18 protein-coding genes are annotated in these 19,865 nt (G+C 41.1%); 3 read left to right on the forward strand and 15 right to left on the reverse strand.

What is annotated here, in order from left to right; genetic code table 11:
• Positions 1-16 precede the first annotated feature (16 nt).
• The 6 genes from CZ487_RS25115 to CZ487_RS25140 all read right to left on the reverse strand — a co-directional run bounded on the left by CZ487_RS25115 (position 17) and on the right by CZ487_RS25140 (position 7,822).
• Positions 17-649, reverse strand: coding sequence for a TetR/AcrR family transcriptional regulator (locus CZ487_RS25115; RefSeq protein ID WP_077215093.1), 633 nt, complete (start codon positions 647-649; stop codon positions 17-19).
• Between the two features lie 73 nt (positions 650-722).
• Positions 723-1,862, reverse strand: a complete 1,140-nt coding sequence (locus CZ487_RS25120; protein ID WP_077215094.1) for an acyl-CoA dehydrogenase — start codon at positions 1,860-1,862, stop codon at positions 723-725.
• A 188-nt stretch (positions 1,863-2,050) separates the two neighbouring features.
• A complete protein-coding gene (locus tag CZ487_RS25125; RefSeq protein ID WP_077215095.1) occupies positions 2,051-3,181 on the reverse strand; it encodes an acyl-CoA dehydrogenase in 1,131 nt (376 codons plus the stop codon).
• A gap of 176 nt (positions 3,182-3,357) precedes the next feature.
• Positions 3,358-4,209: a 3-hydroxybutyryl-CoA dehydrogenase gene (locus CZ487_RS25130; protein WP_077215096.1), complete on the reverse strand. Its 852-nt coding sequence runs from the start codon at positions 4,207-4,209 to the stop codon at positions 3,358-3,360.
• 41 nt (positions 4,210-4,250) lie between these two features.
• On the reverse strand, positions 4,251-5,438 hold the full coding sequence (locus CZ487_RS25135) for an acetyl-CoA C-acetyltransferase (RefSeq protein ID WP_077215097.1): 1,188 nt from the start codon (positions 5,436-5,438) through the stop codon (positions 4,251-4,253).
• A gap of 260 nt (positions 5,439-5,698) precedes the next feature.
• Positions 5,699-7,822 carry a (Fe-S)-binding protein gene (locus CZ487_RS25140; protein ID WP_077215098.1) on the reverse strand — a complete coding sequence of 708 codons (2,124 nt, stop codon included), beginning with the start codon at positions 7,820-7,822 and terminating at the stop codon, positions 5,699-5,701.
• A gap of 364 nt (positions 7,823-8,186) precedes the next feature.
• Here CZ487_RS25140 and cls point away from each other — a divergent pair, with 364 nt between their 5' ends.
• Positions 8,187-9,386 (forward strand): cardiolipin synthase, encoded by a 1,200-nt coding sequence (gene cls / locus CZ487_RS25145; protein ID WP_077215099.1) that lies wholly within the window; start codon positions 8,187-8,189, stop codon positions 9,384-9,386.
• A 31-nt stretch (positions 9,387-9,417) separates the two neighbouring features.
• On the opposite strand, the gene CZ487_RS25150 is transcribed toward cls, so the two are convergent.
• The 6 genes from CZ487_RS25150 to speE form a co-directional block, all read right to left on the reverse strand.
• The gene (locus CZ487_RS25150) at positions 9,418-9,597 is read right to left on the reverse strand and encodes a XapX domain-containing protein (RefSeq protein WP_077215458.1); all 180 of its coding nucleotides are present in this window, start codon (positions 9,595-9,597) and stop codon (positions 9,418-9,420) included.
• Positions 9,598-9,656: 59 nt separating this feature from the next.
• On the reverse strand, positions 9,657-10,730 hold the full coding sequence (mnmH, locus tag CZ487_RS25155; protein ID WP_077215100.1) for a tRNA 2-selenouridine(34) synthase MnmH: 1,074 nt from the start codon (positions 10,728-10,730) through the stop codon (positions 9,657-9,659).
• A 60-nt stretch (positions 10,731-10,790) separates the two neighbouring features.
• Entirely contained in the window at positions 10,791-12,461 is a 1,671-nt protein-coding gene (gene argS, locus CZ487_RS25160; RefSeq protein ID WP_077215101.1) for an arginine--tRNA ligase, read from the reverse strand.
• Positions 12,458-12,901, reverse strand: coding sequence for a YwiB family protein (locus CZ487_RS25165; protein ID WP_077215102.1), 444 nt, complete (start codon positions 12,899-12,901; stop codon positions 12,458-12,460). The genes argS and CZ487_RS25165 overlap by 4 nt, the downstream gene beginning before the upstream one ends.
• A gap of 214 nt (positions 12,902-13,115) precedes the next feature.
• A complete protein-coding gene (gene speB, locus CZ487_RS25170) occupies positions 13,116-13,988 on the reverse strand; it encodes an agmatinase (protein ID WP_077215103.1) in 873 nt (290 codons plus the stop codon).
• A gap of 77 nt (positions 13,989-14,065) precedes the next feature.
• Positions 14,066-14,896, reverse strand: coding sequence for a spermidine synthase (speE, locus tag CZ487_RS25175; protein WP_077215104.1), 831 nt, complete (start codon positions 14,894-14,896; stop codon positions 14,066-14,068).
• Between the two features lie 321 nt (positions 14,897-15,217).
• On the opposite strand from speE, the gene CZ487_RS25180 reads away from it, so the two are divergent.
• Entirely contained in the window at positions 15,218-17,296 is a 2,079-nt protein-coding gene (locus CZ487_RS25180; RefSeq protein ID WP_077215105.1) for a transglycosylase domain-containing protein, read from the forward strand.
• A 217-nt stretch (positions 17,297-17,513) separates the two neighbouring features.
• On the opposite strand, the gene CZ487_RS25185 is transcribed toward CZ487_RS25180, so the two are convergent.
• Together CZ487_RS25185 and CZ487_RS25190 are read right to left on the reverse strand one after the other, a co-directional pair.
• A complete protein-coding gene (locus CZ487_RS25185) occupies positions 17,514-18,026 on the reverse strand; it encodes a YwhD family protein (RefSeq protein WP_077215106.1) in 513 nt (170 codons plus the stop codon).
• 21 nt (positions 18,027-18,047) lie between these two features.
• Positions 18,048-18,704 (reverse strand): site-2 protease family protein, encoded by a 657-nt coding sequence (locus tag CZ487_RS25190; RefSeq protein ID WP_077215107.1) that lies wholly within the window; start codon positions 18,702-18,704, stop codon positions 18,048-18,050.
• Between the two features lie 343 nt (positions 18,705-19,047).
• Here CZ487_RS25190 and CZ487_RS25195 point away from each other — a divergent pair, with 343 nt between their 5' ends.
• Entirely contained in the window at positions 19,048-19,233 is a 186-nt protein-coding gene (locus CZ487_RS25195) for a 2-hydroxymuconate tautomerase (protein ID WP_077215108.1), read from the forward strand.
• A gap of 51 nt (positions 19,234-19,284) precedes the next feature.
• Here CZ487_RS25195 and CZ487_RS25200 read toward each other — a convergent pair whose 3' ends face one another.
• Positions 19,285-19,794 carry a YwgA family protein gene (locus CZ487_RS25200; protein ID WP_077215109.1) on the reverse strand — a complete coding sequence of 170 codons (510 nt, stop codon included), beginning with the start codon at positions 19,792-19,794 and terminating at the stop codon, positions 19,285-19,287.
• Positions 19,795-19,865 lie beyond the last annotated feature (71 nt).

The following is a 19,865-nucleotide window of genomic DNA, read 5'->3' on the forward strand; positions in this document are numbered from 1 at the left end:
CCCAACTCCTCCTAACTCATGATTTAGAACTTTGGCTAATCCCATCAAAAATCAAGCTAACTTGAATATCAATATAATCTTCAAGTGAACACATTTTTTGAATGGCCCATCTTCTAAAACCCCACATTTGCCCTTCAACGACAATATTGTGAGACAGTATTTTCATTTGCGCTTCTGTCAAAGAAAGCTCTCCATTTTCAACACAATGCTTGATAATTTCCTCCAAAAAAGCTGCCATTTCCGTTTCTTTTTTCAATACATATGGAAGGGCATCCTTTGAGAGAGACTTTGATTCTTGATACATAACGAGAAACTCATCCTGCATCTCATCAACGATTCGGAAATAAGTTGAAATCGCGAGCTTCAAACTGTCCAAAGTGCCCCTTTTCGAATCAATTTCCTTTCGAAGACGGGCATGCACTTCATCGTAGATGCTGTCGCAAACTAAATAGAGAACATCTTCCTTTGATCGAATATACTCATATAAGGTGCCGATACTAAAGCCGGCCTCTCTTGCAATTTCTCTCGTCGTGGTTCGATGAAACCCTTTTTCTTTAAAAAGCGCGACTGCCCCTTTAATCATTTGATTTCTTCTTTTTAACACAAGACGTTCATCTTTAACGGAAGCCTGTACTTCTACTTTTTTCATCTGTTCTCTCTCACCACCCTTTACCAGAACATACTATCTTAAGTTATCATCCAGCCTCTTAGACACTAACCTATTATTTTGTAATCATTCTTGAAATAACTAAGCGCTGAATCTCTTGCGTTCCCTCGTAAATTTGTGTAATCTTCGCATCGCGCATAAAGCGTTCAACTGGATATTCCTTTGTATAGCCGTAGCCGCCGAACACTTGAACCGCTTCTGTTGTAACCTTCATCGCTGTGTCGCCTGCAAAAAGCTTCGACATTGCGGATTCCTTTCCATATGGAAGACCTTCTGATTCAAGCCATGCAGCTTGATAAGTTAATAGTCTTGCTGCCTCTATATTCGTTGCCATATCCGCAAGCTTAAAGCCCACTCCTTGCTGTTCAGCGATTGGCTTCCCGAATTGCTCGCGCCCTTTTGCATATTCCACTGCGGCATCAAGTGCCCCTTGAGCAATTCCAACAGCCTGTGCAGCGATCCCGTTACGTCCGCCGTCTAACGTCATCATCGCAATCTTAAAGCCTTCGCCCACTTTTCCAAGTACATTCCCCACTGGAACTTTGCAGTCTTCAAAAATAAGTTCTGTCGTCGGTGATGAACGAATGCCGAGCTTATCTTCTTTCTTTCCAATTGAGAAACCAGGGAAATCTTTTTCAATTATGAAAGCTGTTGTCCCTCTCGTTTTCTGCGAAGGATCTGTTAAAGCAAAGACGACATAAATATCCGCTTCGCCGCCGTTTGTGATAAAGATTTTCGATCCATTTATAACGTAATGGTCTCCATCAAGCTTTGCTGTTGTTCTCATGCCGCCTGCATCAGAACCGCTTCCTGGTTCAGTTAATCCGTAGGCACCAATTTTTTCACCTTGCGCCATAGGACGTAAATACTTTTGCTTTTGCTCCTCTGTGCCAAATTTGTAAACCGGCCAGCCTGCAAGTGAAGTATGAGCAGATAGTGTAACACCGATTGACGCATCGACTCTTGATAATTCCTCGACCGCGATACAATAAGCTAAATAATCACTGCCAATGCCGCCATACTGTTCTGGCCATGGAATTCCTGTTAAGCCCAGCTCCGCCATTTTTGAAAAAATTCCCCGGTCAAAGCGCTGGCTTTCGTCTCTTTCTGCTGCTGTCGGCTCCACTTCGTTTTTTGCAAATTCTCGTACCATTTTTCTAATCATTTCATGTTCTTCTGTTAATTGAAATCTCATTTCTATTCCCCCGCTTTGGTTAAAATGAAATAATTTTATTGAAAACTGACTTAATAGTGAAACTCCGGTTTTTATTCGCGTTTATCGTTGTTTATTCTCGTTCAGGTGCGTGATATTCGCGAAAATGATCATTTATTCGCGAAAACCAGCATGATATTCTCGAAACGCGGTCTTACCGCTAAAAGCACCTAAAGCTGCTTACTGATGACAATTCTCTGAATCTCGCTCGTTCCTTCATAGATTTCCGTTACCTTCGCATCGCGAAAATATCGTTCCACAGGATATTCCTTTGTGTATCCGTAACCTCCGAATACTTGAATTGCATCTGTTGCGACTTCTACGGCAGTTTTAGAAGCGAACAGCTTTGCCATTGAGGCTTCTTTTCCACAAGGTAAGCCTTTTGCACGTAATTCAGCCGCTCTATACACTAAGAGCTTTGCGGCTTCAACATTTGTCGCCATGTCCGCCAGCTTGAAGCCAACACCTTGCTGCTCAGCAATTGGTTTCCCAAACTGAACGCGCTGCGCAGCGTATTTCGCAGCCGCTTCAAAAGCTGCCTCCGCGATACCTAAGGCTTGTGCGGCGATGCCGATCCTCCCGACATCGAGGTTGCCGAGGGCAATTTTAAAGCCTTCTCCTTCATTTCCAAGGAGGTTTTCTTTCGGTATTCTCATATCTTCGAAGATTAATTGCAGTGTTCTTGACCCATTAAGCCCCATTTTATGTTCATCCTTGCCGAACACTAAGCCTGGAGTTCCCTTCTCGACAATGAAAGCGGAAATGCCTCTGCTTTTTGCAGAAGGATCTGTGGAAGTAAAGACAATATAGACATCTGCTTCCCCGCCGTTTGTGATAAAAACCTTGGAGCCATTAATGACATAATGATCGCCATCTAAGACAGCTCTTGTCTTTAAGCTCGCTGCATCAGAACCCGCGCTTGGCTCGGTTAAGCAGAAAGCTCCTAAATACTCACCAGCTGCAAGCTTAGGTACATACTTTTGCTTTTGTTCCTCATTTCCATAGTAAAGAATTGGATTCGTACCGACTGATGTATGGACCGAGAGAATGACCCCAACCGTCGCGCTAACTCTTGAGAGTTCATGGATGGCGATGATATAAGATGTGAAATCCATTTCCGAGCCGCCATATGCTGCCGGAACTGGAATACCCATTAAGCCAAGTTCCCCCATTTTCTTTAAAACTTCACGCGGAAACTCTCCCTGCTCCATTTTTGGAATAAAAGGAGAAATTTCTGTTTCAGCGAAATTTCGAACCATTTTGCGCATCATTTCCTGTTCTTCTGTTAATCTAAGGTTCATTTGTCACCCTCCCGGTGCAGCGTCATTTTATATTTATAAGTTGCACAGTCATTCAGGAGCCATTTTTCATAGAAAAATAGATTTATCCGTAAGAATATTGTTTTATCCGTAAGAATTTCAATATATCCGTAAGATTTCTCGTTTATCCGTAAAAAAACGATTTTATCCGTAACTGTTTAAGCGTACTCGTAAAAGCCTTTTCCAGTTTTCTTCCCAAGCCAGCCAGCTTTCACATATTTTCTTAACAGCGGACATGGACGGTACTTGTCATCGCCGAAGCCTTCATGGAGCGTTTCCATTATATAAAGGCAAGTATCCAAGCCGATAAAATCAGCCAGCGTCAGCGGTCCCATCGGATGATTCATTCCAAGCTTCATGACCTCATCAATTGCCTCTTTCGTCGCTACTCCTTCATAAAGGGTATAAACTGCTTCATTGATCATCGGCATGAGAATGCGGTTCGAAACGAAGCCTGGGAAGTCATTCACTTCTACCGGTACCTTGCTTAATGTTTTCGTCATATCTTCAATCGTTTTATAGACCTCATCTGCCGTCGCCAGGCCGCGGATAATTTCAACAAGCTTCATCACCGGAACCGGGTTCATGAAGTGCATGCCTATTACCTTTTCCGGACGATTCGTCACAGCCGCGATTTCTGTAATCGGCAGCGATGATGTGTTGCTCGCAAGAATGGCATGAGCCGGCGCAATGCCATCTAAATTGCGGAAGATTTGCTGCTTCACATCCATATTTTCAACTGCCGCTTCGATTACCAAATCAACATCTGCTGCATCCTGCAAATCAGTAGAAGCCGTAATGTTGTGAAGGACAGCCTCCATTTGCTCTGATGTCATCTTTCCTTTTTCAACATTTCGAGAAAGGTTTTTGCTAATGACTCCTAAGCCTTTTTCTACAAATTCAGGTTTTAAGTCATTTAATAAAACGTTATAACCCGCTTGTGCACATACTTGCGCAATCCCAGAACCCATCTGACCTGCGCCAATTACCATCAATTTTTTTACACTCATGAGTACATCCCCCAGTCTATCTTTTTTTTAAAAAATCTCCCTTAACCCTTTGGCACTTCGATCATGATTGCATCTCCCTGACCGCCGCCGCTGCAAATGGCTGCGATTCCGACGCCGCCGCCCCTGCGCTTTAGCTCATTCATCAAGGTTAAAATAATTCTTGCACCGCTCGCGCCAATCGGATGGCCTAGAGCAACCGCACCACCATTGACATTGATCTTTTCTTTATCGAGATTTGCTAGTTTTTTGCTCGCTAAGGCAACGGCCGCAAACGCCTCATTGATTTCAAACAAATCAATCTCTTCAAGCGACTTTCCTGTCTTTTTCAATAATTCGTTGATCACAAGACCTGGTGTTTTCGGAAAATCCTTTGCTTCCACTGCAATCGCCGTATGGCCGATGATGTAAGCTTCAGGCTTTTTACCTTCGCGTTCTGCACGTTCCTCACTCATCAGCACAAGTGCAGCTGCACCATCATTTACCCCTGGAGCATTTCCGGCTGTAATACTGCCCGACTGATCAAAGACAGGTGAAAGCTTTGAAAGTCTTTCTAATGAGGTATCCTTTCTTGGCGCTTCATCCTTGTCAACAATCAGAGCTTCTCCTCTTTTCTGCGGAATTTCGACTGATACGACTTCCGCTGCCAGCTTCCCAGCTTCAATTGCCGCAATGGCGAGCTCATGGCTTCTAAGCGCCCACTTGTCCTGCTCTTCTCTCGTGATTTCCAATTCCTGCGCAACCTGGCTGCCATAGATGCCCATATGTACTCCGGTAAAACTGCAGGTCAATCCGTCATGGACCATCGCATCCTTTACAACAGAATCACCCATTCTAAGGCCCCAGCGCGCTTTTGGAAGATAATATGGTGCATTGCTCATTGATTCCATTCCGCCAGCAACAATCACCTCTTCATCCCCGGCTCTGATGATCACATCAGCTAACGTCACGCTTCTCATTCCAGAAGCACATACTTTGTTTATCGTTTCCGTCTTCACGTCCCATGGAAGTCCAGCCTTACGTGCTGCTTGTCTGGATGGAATTTGTCCTTGCCCTCCTTGAAGAACATTCCCTAAGATCACTTCACCTACATCCTCACCAGCAACGCCTGCACGATACAAAGCTTCTTTCACCGCAATGCCGCCAAGATCTGACGCACTAAAGCTGCTCAATTGACCGCCTGCTTTTCCAAAAGGTGTTCTTGCTCCGCTTAAAATGACTGTTCTTCCCATCGTGATCTCTCCCTTTCTTCTTTTAAAATCGAAACCGACTGAACGCTCGTTCAAAATGAGAACTAAAAAATTGGAATCACATTTTTACCCATGCAGATTCCCTTTGTTAGCTCTATGTAGTCACATCTATTTGTTGTAAGCGCTTTATCATTACCCTTATTTTACAGCATAACTAGCAAGTTTAACAATACTTTTTTTAAATATTCAAAATAGACAAAAATAAAACTCCATCCATATAATCTATGGATGGAGGAAATTTATTATGATACTAATGTTTGCGGTTCGCCGCAAACTGCTTTTTCTAGAAGTTCCGCAACATCGTAAGTAGACACTTGTTCTTCTACTTCTTTTGCTTTTGTTCCATCTGTAAGCATTGTTAAGCAGTATGGACAACCAGAACTGATGACGGTTGGATTAACAGAAAGTGCTTGCTCTGTACGGGCAACGTTGATACGGTTTCCTACTTTATCTTCCTTCCACATCATACCGCCGCCGGCTCCACAGCACATACCTGTATCGCGGTTTCTTTCCATCTCTACCAGCTTCACACCTGAAATAGCTTTCAAGATTTCGCGCGGTGGATCATAAACGTCATTATAGCGTCCTAAGTAACAAGAATCATGGAACGTAATCGTTTCATTAACAGCATACTGCGGCTTTAATCTTCCTTCTTTTACAAGCTCGTAAAGAAGTTCAGTATGGTGATATACTTCTGCTTCAAATCCGAAGTCAGGGTATTCAGTCTTAAAGCTGTTGTAAGCATGCGGATCGATCGTAACGATCTTTTTAATCTCATGCTTTTCAAATTCAGCGATATTATTTGTCGCTAATTCCTGGAACAAGAATTCGTTTCCAAGTCGACGGGCAGTATCACCTGAGTTTTTCTCTTTATCTCCTAAAATAGCAAACTTCACGCCTGCTTCATTCATCAATCTAGCAAATGCCAATGCGATCTTTTGGCTGCGGTTATCGTAAGATCCCATTGAACCAACCCAGAATAAGTATTCAAACTCTTCTCCAGCCTTCTTCAATTCTTTTACAGTTGGTACAACGACATCCTCACGAGCCTCGCGCCATTTCACGCGGTCTTTACGGTTTAATCCCCAAGGATTTCCTTGACGTTCAATATTTTGAATGGCACGCTGTGCGTCAGAATCCATCTTCCCTTCTGTTAGCACTAAGTAACGGCGAAGGTCGATAATTTTCTCAACATGTTCGTTCATAACAGGACATTGGTCTTCACAGTTACGGCAAGTCGTACAAGCCCAAATTTCTTCTTCTGTGATAACGTCCCCGATTAAGCTCGGGCTGTATGCAAGACCCGCAGCACTTTCCTGAGCACCTTGACCAGCAGCTGAAAGTGCCAGCTGATTTCCTTTTGTGTTAGCAAAAGCAAACGTTGGTACCCATGGCTGCTTTGAAGTAACAGAAGCACCATAATGTGTTAAATGGTCACGCAGTTTGGTCATTAAATCCATTGGTGAAAGCATTTTCCCTGTGCCTGTTGCAGGACACATATTCGTACAGCGTCCACATTCCACACAAGCATATAAATCAATTAATTGCATCTGTGTAAAGTCTTCAATTTTACCGACACCAAAGCTTTCTGCTTCTTCATCTTCAAAATTAATCTTCTTTAATCGGCTGCTGCCTGGCTCTTTTCTCTTAACAAAAACATTGACCATTGCAAGTATTTCGTGGAATTGCTTTGACTGCGGAACGAACACCATGAAAGAGAAAACAATCAACAAGTGCACCCACCAGAATACATAAAATAGTACTTGGCCAACTTCTGGTCCGACGCCTGCAAACAACGCGGCAACGATTCCAGAGAATGGAGCATAAACAAGATTTGGTTCATGACCGATCATAATATGTTCGAAACCTAGACCAAGCAGGATCGATGATGTATGAATCGTTAATGCAATATAAACAAATGCTGCTTTTCCATCTCGCTTCCATTGCAAGCGGTTTACTTTTTCAATATAACGGCGATAAAAAGCGTATATGATTGACAACATCATTAAAAATGTTGTCCACTCTTGCAAGAAACTGAAGTATTTATGTGCCGCTCCTAAAGGAAATTCGTACCCGGCAATAAATCCTTTTAAAATCAATTCAATAAGACCGAGTTGTACAATAAAAAATCCATAGAATAGAATGGTATGAAACACACCGCTCTTTTTATCTTTAAATAATTTTTTCTGGCCCAATACATTCACTAATATCGAATCGAGCCTTTCTTTCATGTTTAAATCAAACTCTGTCTTTTTCCCAAGACGAATGTACTGGATTCTTGTTGTAACCACGTATACAAACAAGCTGAGTGCGTATGCGATTACAAGTAATAGAGCAATTAAGTTAATCCATAAAAGACCGTTCATCAGTATCTCTACCCCTTTCTTCTTGTAAGTACCCCTTGTAGCTGAAAATTTTATATAGAAAATTTTCTGAAATTTACCCTTACCTCTATTATATTATGAATGAGCATTCAGTCAACAGATTTATTTGAATTTTTTAACGGTTATTCAATTTTTAATTTTTCCGAAAACTCTTGATCCATTACTGCCAAATGCAATTATTTCCTATATTCTACTCATATGATCGCGACTTCCCGGGAACAATATTGACTAACTAGTGATGACCTTTGAATAGTTGGATTACAAGAGATTGGCACTAAATTTACTTTTTTACCAGTAAAAATTTCCACCATTTAAGCCTTTCGATTTTTCTGAGGAGGTAAAAGCAATGAATGCTTTGATCATGATCCTTATCGCTATCTTTGTGATCGGACTATATGTAACAATTGACTTCATGCTTGGCAGAAAGCAGCATCTTAAATCCATGTACAGCCAGAAATACCCGGTTCGTGAAAGCAATCTAAAGATCATTGCCCACGGAAATGAGTTATTCAAAGAACTGTTTTCAGATTTAAAAAATGCCCGACATAATATTCATATTATTTTCTATATTTGCAAAAACGATGGCTTTAGTCAAGAGTTTCTTTCTATTTTAAAAGAAAAAGCGCAAGAAGGCATAGAAGTCAGACTCCTTCTCGACTGGGTCGGAAGCATAAAATTCAAACGTAAAACAATAAAGGAATTAAAAAGTTTTGGTGTGCAATTCGCCTTTTGCCACAAACCAAAACTGCCCTTCTTTTTTTACTCAACGCAAGTACGCAATCATCGAAAGATTACGGTTATTGATGGGGAAATTGGGTATATGGGAGGTTATAACGTTGGAAAAGAGTATATCGACTTAGACCCAAAACTCAGCCCATGGAGGGATTATCATTTAAAAATGACCGGTGAGGGCGTAAGCGATCTACAGATGCAATTTTTACGAGACTGGAGAGAGTCCTACAAGACAAATCTTTCGCAAAATCAAATTTATTTTCCCAAGCTTGAAAAAGGTTCATCCAAACATCAACTATTTTCATCAGAAGGTTTCTTACTAGAAGAAACCTTTTCTGACCTTATTAAGAATGCAAAGTCTTCGATTACAATTGGGTCTCCTTATTTTATTCCCAGCAAGAAGGTCCTTCAGTATTTACTAGAAGCACTTCAAAGAGGCGTGAACTTGACTGTCCTTGTTCCATATCAATCAGATCATATTCTCGTCAAGGAAGCTTCCTTCTGTTATTTTAGAAAGCTAATTAAAAAAGGAGCTCATGTCTATCAATATTCTAATGGTTTCTATCATGCAAAGGTGCTCATCATTGACGATTTTTGTGATCTAGGCACGGCCAACTTCGATAAAAGAAGCTTCTTTCTCAATCATGAAATTAATTGTTTTATCTATGACACAAGAGTGGTACAGGAGGTCAAGAATATTATTCAAGAGGATTTAATGCAGTCACAAAAGATGCGATTAGAGGACATCAACTCCCCCAATCTATTTCGATCCTTTAAGGAAAAAGTTGCGGGCAGTATATCATTTTTTTTATAAGAAAAAAAGCGGCAAGCTGGCGGCCGCTTTTTTATTTGAAAATACTATCAAACCATGGAGCAACTTGCTCGAATGCTTTAAAGCCAAGATAGATTCCAACAATCCCCGTTACCCCTGCCAGAGCCGGCGGTGCTGGAATGGGCAATTTGAAAATCGCAAAAACAAAGCCAACAATAAATCCAGTAACAATTGATAAAATAACAAGTCTCATGATGCCCTCCTTTATTTGTAATGTCCCCATTTTCATGGAGTTCATTACATTGGATTGCATTAAGACTTCACTACCTTTGTAAGCATCATTTTGTCAACAAAGTCTGCAATCTTCTTCGTTGCTTCAAGGACAGAGTCACTATTTACTTCAAGCTCCGTATGGATGGACTCATTAATTTTATTATCGTACCGAGGATCATAGTAATATACGATCAATAATTTAATCATTTCACGATAATTTTTTTCCTCTAAGCATGTCTCGAGGAGCTGCTGCACTTCTTGCGGTTTGACTCTTTTTAGAATTCTTTTTAAAGCAGAGCCAACTCTTTCATGAAACTCATTCTTGTCTTCAAAATCCTTTACATATTCTTCGTAAATTCTTTCCACTCTTGTTTCAAGACTTGAGACCACTCGAATATGAACACCTGTATTCTTTTTTTCAAAAAGCTCTGGCGGCTGAACAGCATGACCGATCCTCTTGCTTTCACCTTCCATGAAAAAGTAATCACTGCCCTCAATTCTCATTAAATCCTCATGCAGCATGGCATCAAAACGCTTTTGATTATGCGGGGGTTTATCCGCCATCGCACCAAAAACAGATCCTCTATGATTTGCATGCTTTTCCAAATCCAAAACTGGGTATCCCAGCCTTTTCAAATTGTGCAGAATCTCCGTTTTTCCTGTACCTGTCAATCCATAGAGAACGACGGCCTTTTCTGGAATGCTGAGAGGAATCCTTTCAATGATCGCCTCGCGGTATGCCCGGTATCCGCCAGAGATCCGAAGAATATCAAGGCCAGACATGGATGCAAAGAGCGTAACAGATTGGCTGCGCATCCCGCCGCGCCAGCAGTAAACAACCGGCTGCTGATCCTCCTCAATCATCTCTTTAATTTGTCCTAATATATTCGGAAGCTTTGGTGAAACAATTTCCATTGCCCGCCATTTCGCGTACTGACTCCCCTTCTGCTTGTAGAGCGTTCCTACTTCAGCTCTTTCTTCATTTGTAAAAAGAGGAATGTTGACTGCATTTGGAATATGACTGTCGTGATACTCACCCGGTGAACGAACATCGATTGGGATATACTCTTTCTTTTTATCTAAAAAATCATGGACAGAAAGGTCATGATTCATATTAAAATTGCCTCCCTTATTTAATGGCAAAAGGCCTCCCGTTAGGAGACCCTTCCTGTTTTACATTTTCTCAGGAGCAGAAACTCCAATTAATGATAAAGCATTTTTTAACGTCACTTGGACCGCTTTGATCAAGGCAAGACGTGCTTTTGTACGTTCAATATTTTCTAGGTCGAGCACTTTTTCTGCGTTATAAAAACTATGGAATGATGACGCAAGCTCGTAAATATAATTTGTAATGCGATGCGGCATCCGCTTCACAGCAGCTTCAGAAATCGAAAGCGGGAATTCGCCAAGCTTTTTCAACACTTCAATTTCTTTTTCTGCTCCTATTAAGGATACATCAACATTTTCATCAAAGCTCAAATTCTGCTCTTCACCTTGACGAAGAATGCTTGAAATCCTGGCATGCGCATATTGAGAATAGTAAACAGGATTTTCATTTGATTGAGAAACAGCTAAGTCTAAATCAAAGTCGAGGTGGGTATCAGCACTTCTCATTGCAAAAAAGTAACGCGTCGCATCAAGTCCAACTTCCTCCACAAGGTCGCGCATCGTCACAGCCTTCCCTGTCCGTTTACTCATTTTCATTTTTTCACCGTTTTTATATAAATGAACAAGCTGAATGATTTCAACTTCTAAAGCATCACGCTCATAGCCTAACGCTTCAATCGCTGCTTTCATTCTTGGGATATAGCCGTGATGGTCTGCACCCCAAATATTGATCAGCTTTTCAAAACCGCGTTCAAGCTTGTCCTTATGGTAAGCAATATCCGGAGTAAGGTATGTGTAAGAACCGTCCTGTTTGATTAACACACGGTCTTTGTCATCACCGAGTTCCGTTGATTTGAACCAAGTCGCTCCGTCTTTTTCATAGATATGACCGTTTTCTCTAAGCTTCGCTAGAGCTGTATCGATTTTTCCATTTTGATAAAGAGATGTTTCTGAGTACCATACATCAAAGCTGACACGGAAATCTTCTAAATCTCTTTTCAGCTTTTCCATCTCATATTTTAATCCATATTCGCGGAAAAACTCGAAACGATCCGATTCTTCTACAGTAACATATTTATCGCCGTATTCTTCTGCTAATTTCTTTCCAATCCCAATAATATCTTCCCCGTGATAGCCATCTTCCGGCATATCTTTTTCCAAACCAAGCGCTTGGAAATAGCGGGCTTCAACGGATAGTGCAAGATTATTAATTTGGTTGCCGGCATCATTAATATAATATTCGCGAGATACATCATAGCCAGCTTTTGCCATGATATTGCATAGTGAATCTCCAACCGCAGCACCACGGGCATGTCCTAAATGTAGATCTCCCGTTGGATTGGCAGAAACAAACTCTACTTGAACCTTCTCGTTATTGCCTGTGTTTGTTTCCCCATAGCTGTCTCCTGCTTTTAAAATGGCCGGAATAAGGTCTGTTAAATAGCTATTATTCATATAGAAATTAATAAACCCTGGACCAGCGATTTCAATTTTTTCGATCGATGCTTTAGAAGAATCAAAGTTCTTAACGATGTCTTCCGCAATCGCACGCGGAGCCTTTTTCGCCACTCTTGCCAGCTGCATCGCCATATTCGTAGAATAGTCCCCATGAGCTTTTTCCTTTGGCACTTCCAAGATTACGTCTGGAAGCTGATCTGCAGTTGCTAAGCCAGCTTCTAGAACAGCCGCTTTAATTTCGTCTTTTAATTTTTCCTGAACCTGCTCTAAAATGTTCATCCTTTCTCCTCCTCGAACACGAACTCTAAGTGATATGTACCCGCATGTGAGCCATGCATCGTTAAATCATATAATATATCAATATTCCCCTTTTTCTCGTCTGCGTTGACAGAAGAAACGAGTCTCTTTGTACGTGTGACGAGACCCATTGTTCCATAAGGGGTTTCATATCGTCCTTGCTGTTTTTTATTATGTTGAAACACCATTCTCATATTAATGGCGCCGCTTCTCAATAGTAATGCTTCTTGATCAGAAACCTTCATAGTCGACTTAATGGGCCCTTCCTCCATCGTTTCTTCATACTGAAGGAAAAAAGAATTCCCTTTTTTATAGTATCGTCCAAAAGTAGTCAATTCAAAAGTTTCTTTCTCACCATCATTAAAAATCGACGTATTTAACTTAATTTTTACCTGCTTCTGTTCCGCCGGATGACTAGACAACGGTCACACATCCCTCTCATTTCAATAATATAACTTTACTATTATAAAACAAAAACATCGAGAATGGTACTCCACGAACTGTCCACGACCGGTACCAGGTACCGCCCGTGGACAGTTCGTTCCATTTTGTCCGCTTGGAACGGACAAATACTTCCTTTACCTTAACAACCAAAAAGGCACCTATTACTTTAAAGGTGCCTTCTTTGATGTCATTTTATTTAATCCAGCCTAAGATCATTTCGCGAATGAGCTTACTTGCTGTGTTGGCTGTTTGTTCGCTTGGATCGTATATCGGTGCGACTTCCACTAAATCAGCTCCGATAACATTAACGTTTGACCGGGCAATTTCATGAATTGATGCTAACAGCTCTCTTGAAGTAATCCCGCCGGCATCAACTGTTCCTGTGCCAGGAGCATGCGCAGGGTCTAGCACATCAATATCAATCGTTACATAAACAGGTCTGCCGCTTAGCTTTGGCAGAATCTCCTTTAAAGGCTCTAATACCTCAAACTTGGAGATATGCATCCCGTTTTCCTTTGCCCATTGAAATTCTTCCTTCATGCCTGAACGAATTCCGAAAGAATACACATTCGACGGACCAATTAATTCAGCAATTTTTCGAATTGGCGTAGAATGCGATAATGGCTCACCTTCATAGTCCGTACGCAGGTCCGTATGGGCATCCATATGAATAATCGCCAAATCTGGGTACTTCTTATACACAGCCTTCATCACTGGCCAAGAAACAAGATGCTCGCCGCCCATTCCTAAAGGAAACTTGCCCTCATCTAGTAACTTATCGATGAACTCCTCAATTAAATCCAAACTTCTTTGTGCATTCCCGAAAGGCAATGGAATATCACCGGCATCAAAATACTTCACTTCTTCTAATTCACGGTCTAAGTAAGCACTATATTCTTCCAAACCGATTGATACTTCGCGAATACGTGCCGGACCAAAACGAGAACCCGGACGATAGCTGACTGTCCAATCCATCGGCATTCCGTATAAAACAGCCTGGCTTTCTTCATAGCTCGGATGGCTTTTAATAAAGACATTGCCAGAATAAGCTTCATCAAAACGCAATTTTTATTCCTCCTCATAAAAAGAGCTGAGCTCCCACTGCACCGCTTTAACGCTGTGGGGGTCAGGCCCCCTATACTTTACTTCACCAAATCCTGCACAAACTTCGGCAGAACAAACGCTGCTTTATGCAGTTCTTTTGTATAATACTTCGTTTCAATCTCGTGGAAGCGGTCTTCACTTACTTCCAGCGGATCATATTTTTTCGAACCGATCGTGAATGCCCACAGACCGCTTGGATACGTTGGAATATTCGCTGTGTACAGGCGTGTAATCGGGAAAATCTCCTTAACATCCTTTTGAACATTGCGAATTAAATCAGCTTTAAACCAAGGATTGTCTGACTGTGCGACAAAAATCCCGTCTTCTTTCAATGCCTTTGAAATTCCTGCATAAAACCCTTTTGTAAATAAATTCACCGCAGGACCAACTGGTTCTGTTGAATCAACCATGATGACATCATATTCATTTTCGCTTTGCGCAATATGCATGAAACCATCGTCAACACGAACATCCACACGAGGATCATCGAGCTTTCCTGCAATCTCAGGCAAATATTTCTTTGAGTATTCAATGACTTTTCCATCAATATCAACTAAAGTAGCCTTTTTCACACTTGGGTGCTTCAACACCTCACGAATAACACCGCCATCGCCGCCGCCAACAACCAAAACATTTTCCGGATTTGGATGCGTAAATAATGGCACATGAGCGACCATCTCATGATAGACGAATTCGTCCTTCACAGACGTCATCACCATTCCGTCCAATAGAAGCATATTGCCCCACTCTTCTGTTTCCACCATTTCAAGCATTTGAAAATCCGTTTGTTCCGTATGTAATGTTCGCTTTATTTTCATTGTAATTCCAAAATTATCCGTTTGTTTCTCAGTAAACCAAAGACCACCCATTACCTTCAATCCTTCCTCTTAAAAATAATCAAATACGCCTTCCGGACATGTTCCTAAGGCTATATTTGTTATTTTACCCAACATTTATACAAACATGAGAAAAAGTATAGATGAATCTAGCAAAATTGCAAGAAAAATATTTTTTAATAGATAGGTTTAAAATTCTCTCCGTTTTTTCATACTATTAATAGCTATTTTTGGAAATAATATGTAAGTCAAAGAAAAGTAAATACGCCCACGGCTAATGCCTGCAAACATTGGAGCTGAAGCTATACCGTTTTTACAACTCTTTTATAAAAAATACAGAGGTGAGGTGTCAATATGGAACTGATGACCGACCAGCGATTTAAAAAAACAATTAAATATTTAAGGGCCCTTCTCATCATCGGCATCATTGGCACTTTGCTTGCGATTATATGTTTTGCGGGCATCCTTGTTTATGCAAAAGTACTAGGCCCCCCGCCGCTTGCTGTTCCGCAATCTTCGCTTTATTACGCCGATGATGGAACGATCATTGGAGAGAGTCATAATGGACAGAAACGTTATTGGGTCCCGCTTGATGAAATTGCGCCCGAGCTGGTAGAAGCAACGATTGCGATCGAAGACAGAAGTTTTTACAATCATAATGGCTTTGATTTTAAAAGAATTGCAGGTGCTGCGCTGGCCGACTTAAAAGCGATGGCAAAGGTACAAGGCGCAAGCACCATCAGCCAGCAGTACGCGCGGAATTTATTTTTAGAGCATGAAAAGACCTGGAAAAGAAAATTATTAGAGGCCTTCTACACAATCCGCATTGAAATGAACTATACAAAGGACCAGATTCTTGAAGGCTATTTGAACACCATCTATTACGGTGAAGGAGCTTATGGTATTCAGGCAGCGAGTCAATTTTATTTTGGAAAAAATGCTGCCGACTTGAACCTTGCTGAAGCTTCTATGCTTGCGGGCATTCCTAAGGGGCCGAGTATTTATTCACCCCTCGCTTCCTTTGAAAAGGCAAAAAGCCGCCAGCAGGTTATTTTAGGAATGATGAAGGAAAATGGCTACATTACAGAACATGATATTGAAAAAGCCACCGCAACGGAAATTCAAGTAACCGGCGAGCACACTCATTCTAGAACAAAAGTTGGTCCGTATTTTCAAGATGCGGTTAAAAGTGCATTAAGAAATGTCCTCAATCTCGATGAACGAACAATCGAGCTTGGCGGCTTAAAAATTTATACAACCCTTAATGTAAAACAGCAGGAGGATGCAGAAAAAAATATTGACAGATTGATTGCAGACGACTCTGACATTCAAATCGGGCTGGTCGCCATGGACCCAAAGAATGGGCATGTTAAAGCAATGGTTGGGGGCAGAAATTACGAAGAAAGCCCGTTTAACCGTGCTACCCAGGCAGTAAGACAGCCTGGTTCGACCATGAAGCCGTTTCTTTATTACGCAGCGATCGAAAATGGATTTACTCCATCAACGACGATGCGGAGTGAATTGACCACCTTCCGATTTGATGAAGAAGGACGGCCGCCGTACACTCCACACAATTATAATAATATGTACGCTGAAGATGAAATCACACTTAGTCAGGCACTCGCCGTTTCTGACAATGTCTATGCTGTTAAAACGCATTTGTTTTTAGGAGAAGATACTTTAGTAGAGACGGCAAAAAGATTTGGAATTACCACACGCCTTGCTGAGGTTCCTTCTCTTGCTTTAGGAACATCAGGCGTGCGTGTCGTTGAGATGGCAAGTGCCTATAGCCATTTTGCCAACGGCGGTAAAAAAGTGTCTCCGGTTCTTATAACAAGAGTTGAGGATCATAAAGGTGATGTAATTTATGAACATGAGCAAGTAAAAGAAGAAGTGCTCGATCCAGATGCTGCTTTTGTTACCACCCATATGATGACTGGAATGTTTGACCGGAAATTAAATGGCTATGCAAGTGTTACGGGAAGTACAGTGATCAATGACATGACGAGGTTTTATGCAGGAAAGTCAGGATCAACCAACACCGATAACTGGATGGTCGGCTTTTCCCCGCAGCTTGTGACGGCTGTTTGGACCGGTTATGATCAAGGTACCCCTATTGAGCTTGTAGCAGATAAAACCTACGCAAAAAATATTTGGGTTCAATTTATGGAGGATGCTCTTGAAGATGAACCTGTAAAGGCCTTTAAGCCTACCAAGGGTTCCGTTGGCGTCTATGTTGACCCTAGTAACGGAAAATTAGCCACGGAAGACTGTGAGCTACGGCGCTTAACATACTTTGTTGCTGGAACAGAACCAACAGAGTACTGTACGGTCCATATTCATGAAGAGAATGAAGCAAAGAAAGAACATGACAAGAAAGAGAAAAAAGAAAAAATCCCATGGTACAAGAAAATCTTCCAATGGGGAAATTAGTCTAGATAATTGAAAAACCTCGGGTTATAAACCCGAGGTTTTTCGTGTCCTAGTTCTATAGCGTGTGTATACGCTGTCAATAGTTTACCTTTTATTAGCATATAAGGGCAAGTACTTAAATGAACAAATTCACAAAATCGACACATTTTTAATGAATTAGCACCATTTTATACCCATTTTTTTACATTTTATCGTTTTTCACGGCATAACGCAGTATTTAAGCGTTTAATCCATCCTTCAATTCCTGAGATGATCTCTCCCACATGTCTTCATTATGTTTTTTAAGAAAATCAGAAAGAATTTTCTTTGACTTATCATCCATATGGTCAACGATAATATGCCGTTTCATAGACTTATCCATTTTATTAACATGATCAGGCAATGATTTATAGCCGCGGCGAATGCTTCTGTCAACAGTCATTTCGCAAGCTGTTACCCCTGCATAATATGGACCTTCTTCCTGGCGGTCGATCGTAACCCATACAAGCCAATATGGTTTCCCGTTTGGAACATCTTCTTTATTTGGTAAAAATTTAATTCCTTTTTCGACCGCACTTCTTGCATGCATGGCTCCAATATCAACAACTGCTTCCTCTTCATCGACATCGATGATTACTGGAGAAATATTATCGAGGCTTAATACTCCCATGCCAAATCCTTTATGCCCGTCGGTAGGATCAGTTTTTTTGATAATATTAAAGCCCATTTTCTTCTTCTTTTTCTCTTCCATTAGTTTGCCTCCCTTACATGATTACGTTAATATTTGATAGAAAAATTCATTCAAGCCGCCAACAACCACTGGAAGCACCGTATTAAAGATTGGCTGAATGGTGTATTGATCTAAAGGCGTAATCACCAAAATGATAAAAATTAAAGCTCCATATTGTTCAAACTGTGTCATTTTTGGACGAATATGCTGCGGAACAAGATCTTCCACAATTCGATAGCCATCAAGCGGCGGAAATGGCAGCAAGTTAAAAACAAACAGGATGATGTTTAATTGAATAAAAATGTCGAGAAATTCAGCTACAGAGACCGGCAGACTTGATGCAATCCCTGCCCCGACAAGACTATACCAGATGATAAAGCCAAGCATGGCCATTAATAAATTGCTGATCGGACCCGCTACAGATACAAGAATCCCAGCGAGACGCGGCTTTTTAAAGAAAAACCGATTAACAGGCACTGGCCGAGCCCATCCAAAGCCCGCTATAAAAATTAAAATCGTACCTAATGGATCCAAATGCTTCATTGGATTAAGCGTTAACCGCCCTTGCTTTTGCGCTGTTGCGTCGCCAAATTTATAAGCGACAAAGGCATGTGCAAATTCATGAATGGTAAAGGCAACGATAAGCGTGATCGCCACGTAAGGAATTTCCCGCAATGAAAAAGCTAAAAATTGTTCCAACCGCAAATCTCCCCTATTGTTTAATCATATGTATTAATACCTTATGCCTGTCTTGCCTGTTTCATTTCTCTCTTCAAACTCCCTTTGTAAAAGTATACATGATTCCAAGGATAATGTGAAAAAAGAGACGGTGTAAGCGTTCTATTTCTTTCTTGCATATTCCCATAAAATATGAAAAACTAAAATCATTCTGATACATAAACAGCAAGGTTCTGCATATTTCAACCCAGTATGAGAATATCGGTTGGCACCCTTTCACTTCGCTGTTATTCCACAACCAGGAATAAAGGCTTGTTCAAGCATACCAACCGACAATATTTTTAAATAATAAGGAGGGCTCCCCATGCCATACGTAACAGTGAAAATGCTAGAAGGCCGTACAGATGAACAAAAGAAAGCATTAGTGGAAAAAGTAACTGCTGCAGTCAGTGAAACTGTAGGTGCACCAACTGCAAATGTCCACGTCATCATCGAAGAAATGAAAAAGAGCCACCTTGCAGTAGGCGGGAAATTAAAAAGCGAGCAATAAAAAACGCGGATCAACACATTTGGTTACGCATAAAGGAAACAGCTAAGCCTATCAATGCGGCTTAGCTTTTTCCTTTAAGGCTTCGATGTATTGATAAGCTTGGTCAATTTCTTCCTCCGTATAACGCTGTTTGCTTTTAAGTGTAAAGACCTTCTCCGTAACCTCTTCTTTTGAAAGGTTATCAAAATATAAGACCGTCGATACGAGTTCAAGAAATCTAGCATTTTGATCATTCATGTCCGTCATGCAATCATGAAGAAATGGCATATGAACTTCATTTAAACTCAAAAACTCCCGGCCCTCATCTGTCAACGTGTAGCGATACTGATAGTACCCGCCTTTTTTCTCTTTCACTTCGTTGAGAAAGCCCATATTGCAAAGTTCCTCAATACGTAAAGTCAGCTCTTCTGAGTATGGACCATAAAAATGAAATTGAAATTTTTCCTGAAACGGAAATGTTACCTTTTTCGCAATATATATCATCTTTTGGAGTTTCTTCCGGCCAATTATCTCACCAGAAACAGCAAAAGCCTGCATTAATTTAGCATGATCTTGTAACAACTTTAGGTCATCTCCTACCCTCGTAAAATTCTTCTACAAGTTACGTCTCGCGAACATTCATCTTTTTATGA

It is taken from the genome of Robertmurraya dakarensis (assembly GCF_900156875.1).
GTDB lineage: Bacteria > Bacillota > Bacilli > Bacillales > Cytobacillaceae > Robertmurraya > Robertmurraya dakarensis.

Excerpts from the sequence above, each read along its gene's own strand:
- CZ487_RS25115 (WP_077215093.1), bottom strand. The coding sequence starts at position 649 with ATGAAAAAAGTAGAAGTACAGGCTTCCGTTAAAGATGAACGTCTTGTG.
- CZ487_RS25120 (WP_077215094.1), bottom strand. The coding sequence starts at position 1,862 with ATGAGATTTCAATTAACAGAAGAACATGAAATGATTAGAAAAATGGTA.
- CZ487_RS25125 (WP_077215095.1), bottom strand. The coding sequence starts at position 3,181 with ATGAACCTTAGATTAACAGAAGAACAGGAAATGATGCGCAAAATGGTT.
- CZ487_RS25130 (WP_077215096.1), bottom strand. The coding sequence starts at position 4,209 with ATGAGTGTAAAAAAATTGATGGTAATTGGCGCAGGTCAGATGGGTTCT.
- CZ487_RS25135 (WP_077215097.1), bottom strand. The coding sequence starts at position 5,438 with ATGGGAAGAACAGTCATTTTAAGCGGAGCAAGAACACCTTTTGGAAAA.
- CZ487_RS25140 (WP_077215098.1), bottom strand. The coding sequence starts at position 7,822 with ATGAACGGTCTTTTATGGATTAACTTAATTGCTCTATTACTTGTAATC.
- cls (WP_077215099.1), top strand. The coding sequence starts at position 8,187 with ATGAATGCTTTGATCATGATCCTTATCGCTATCTTTGTGATCGGACTA.
- CZ487_RS25150 (WP_077215458.1), bottom strand. The coding sequence starts at position 9,597 with ATGAGACTTGTTATTTTATCAATTGTTACTGGATTTATTGTTGGCTTT.
- mnmH (WP_077215100.1), bottom strand. The coding sequence starts at position 10,730 with ATGAATCATGACCTTTCTGTCCATGATTTTTTAGATAAAAAGAAAGAG.
- argS (WP_077215101.1), bottom strand. The coding sequence starts at position 12,461 with ATGAACATTTTAGAGCAGGTTCAGGAAAAATTAAAAGACGAAATTAAA.
- speE (WP_077215104.1), bottom strand. The coding sequence starts at position 14,896 with ATGGGTGGTCTTTGGTTTACTGAGAAACAAACGGATAATTTTGGAATT.
- CZ487_RS25180 (WP_077215105.1), top strand. The coding sequence starts at position 15,218 with ATGGAACTGATGACCGACCAGCGATTTAAAAAAACAATTAAATATTTA.
- CZ487_RS25185 (WP_077215106.1), bottom strand. The coding sequence starts at position 18,026 with ATGGAAGAGAAAAAGAAGAAGAAAATGGGCTTTAATATTATCAAAAAA.
- CZ487_RS25195 (WP_077215108.1), top strand. The coding sequence starts at position 19,048 with ATGCCATACGTAACAGTGAAAATGCTAGAAGGCCGTACAGATGAACAA.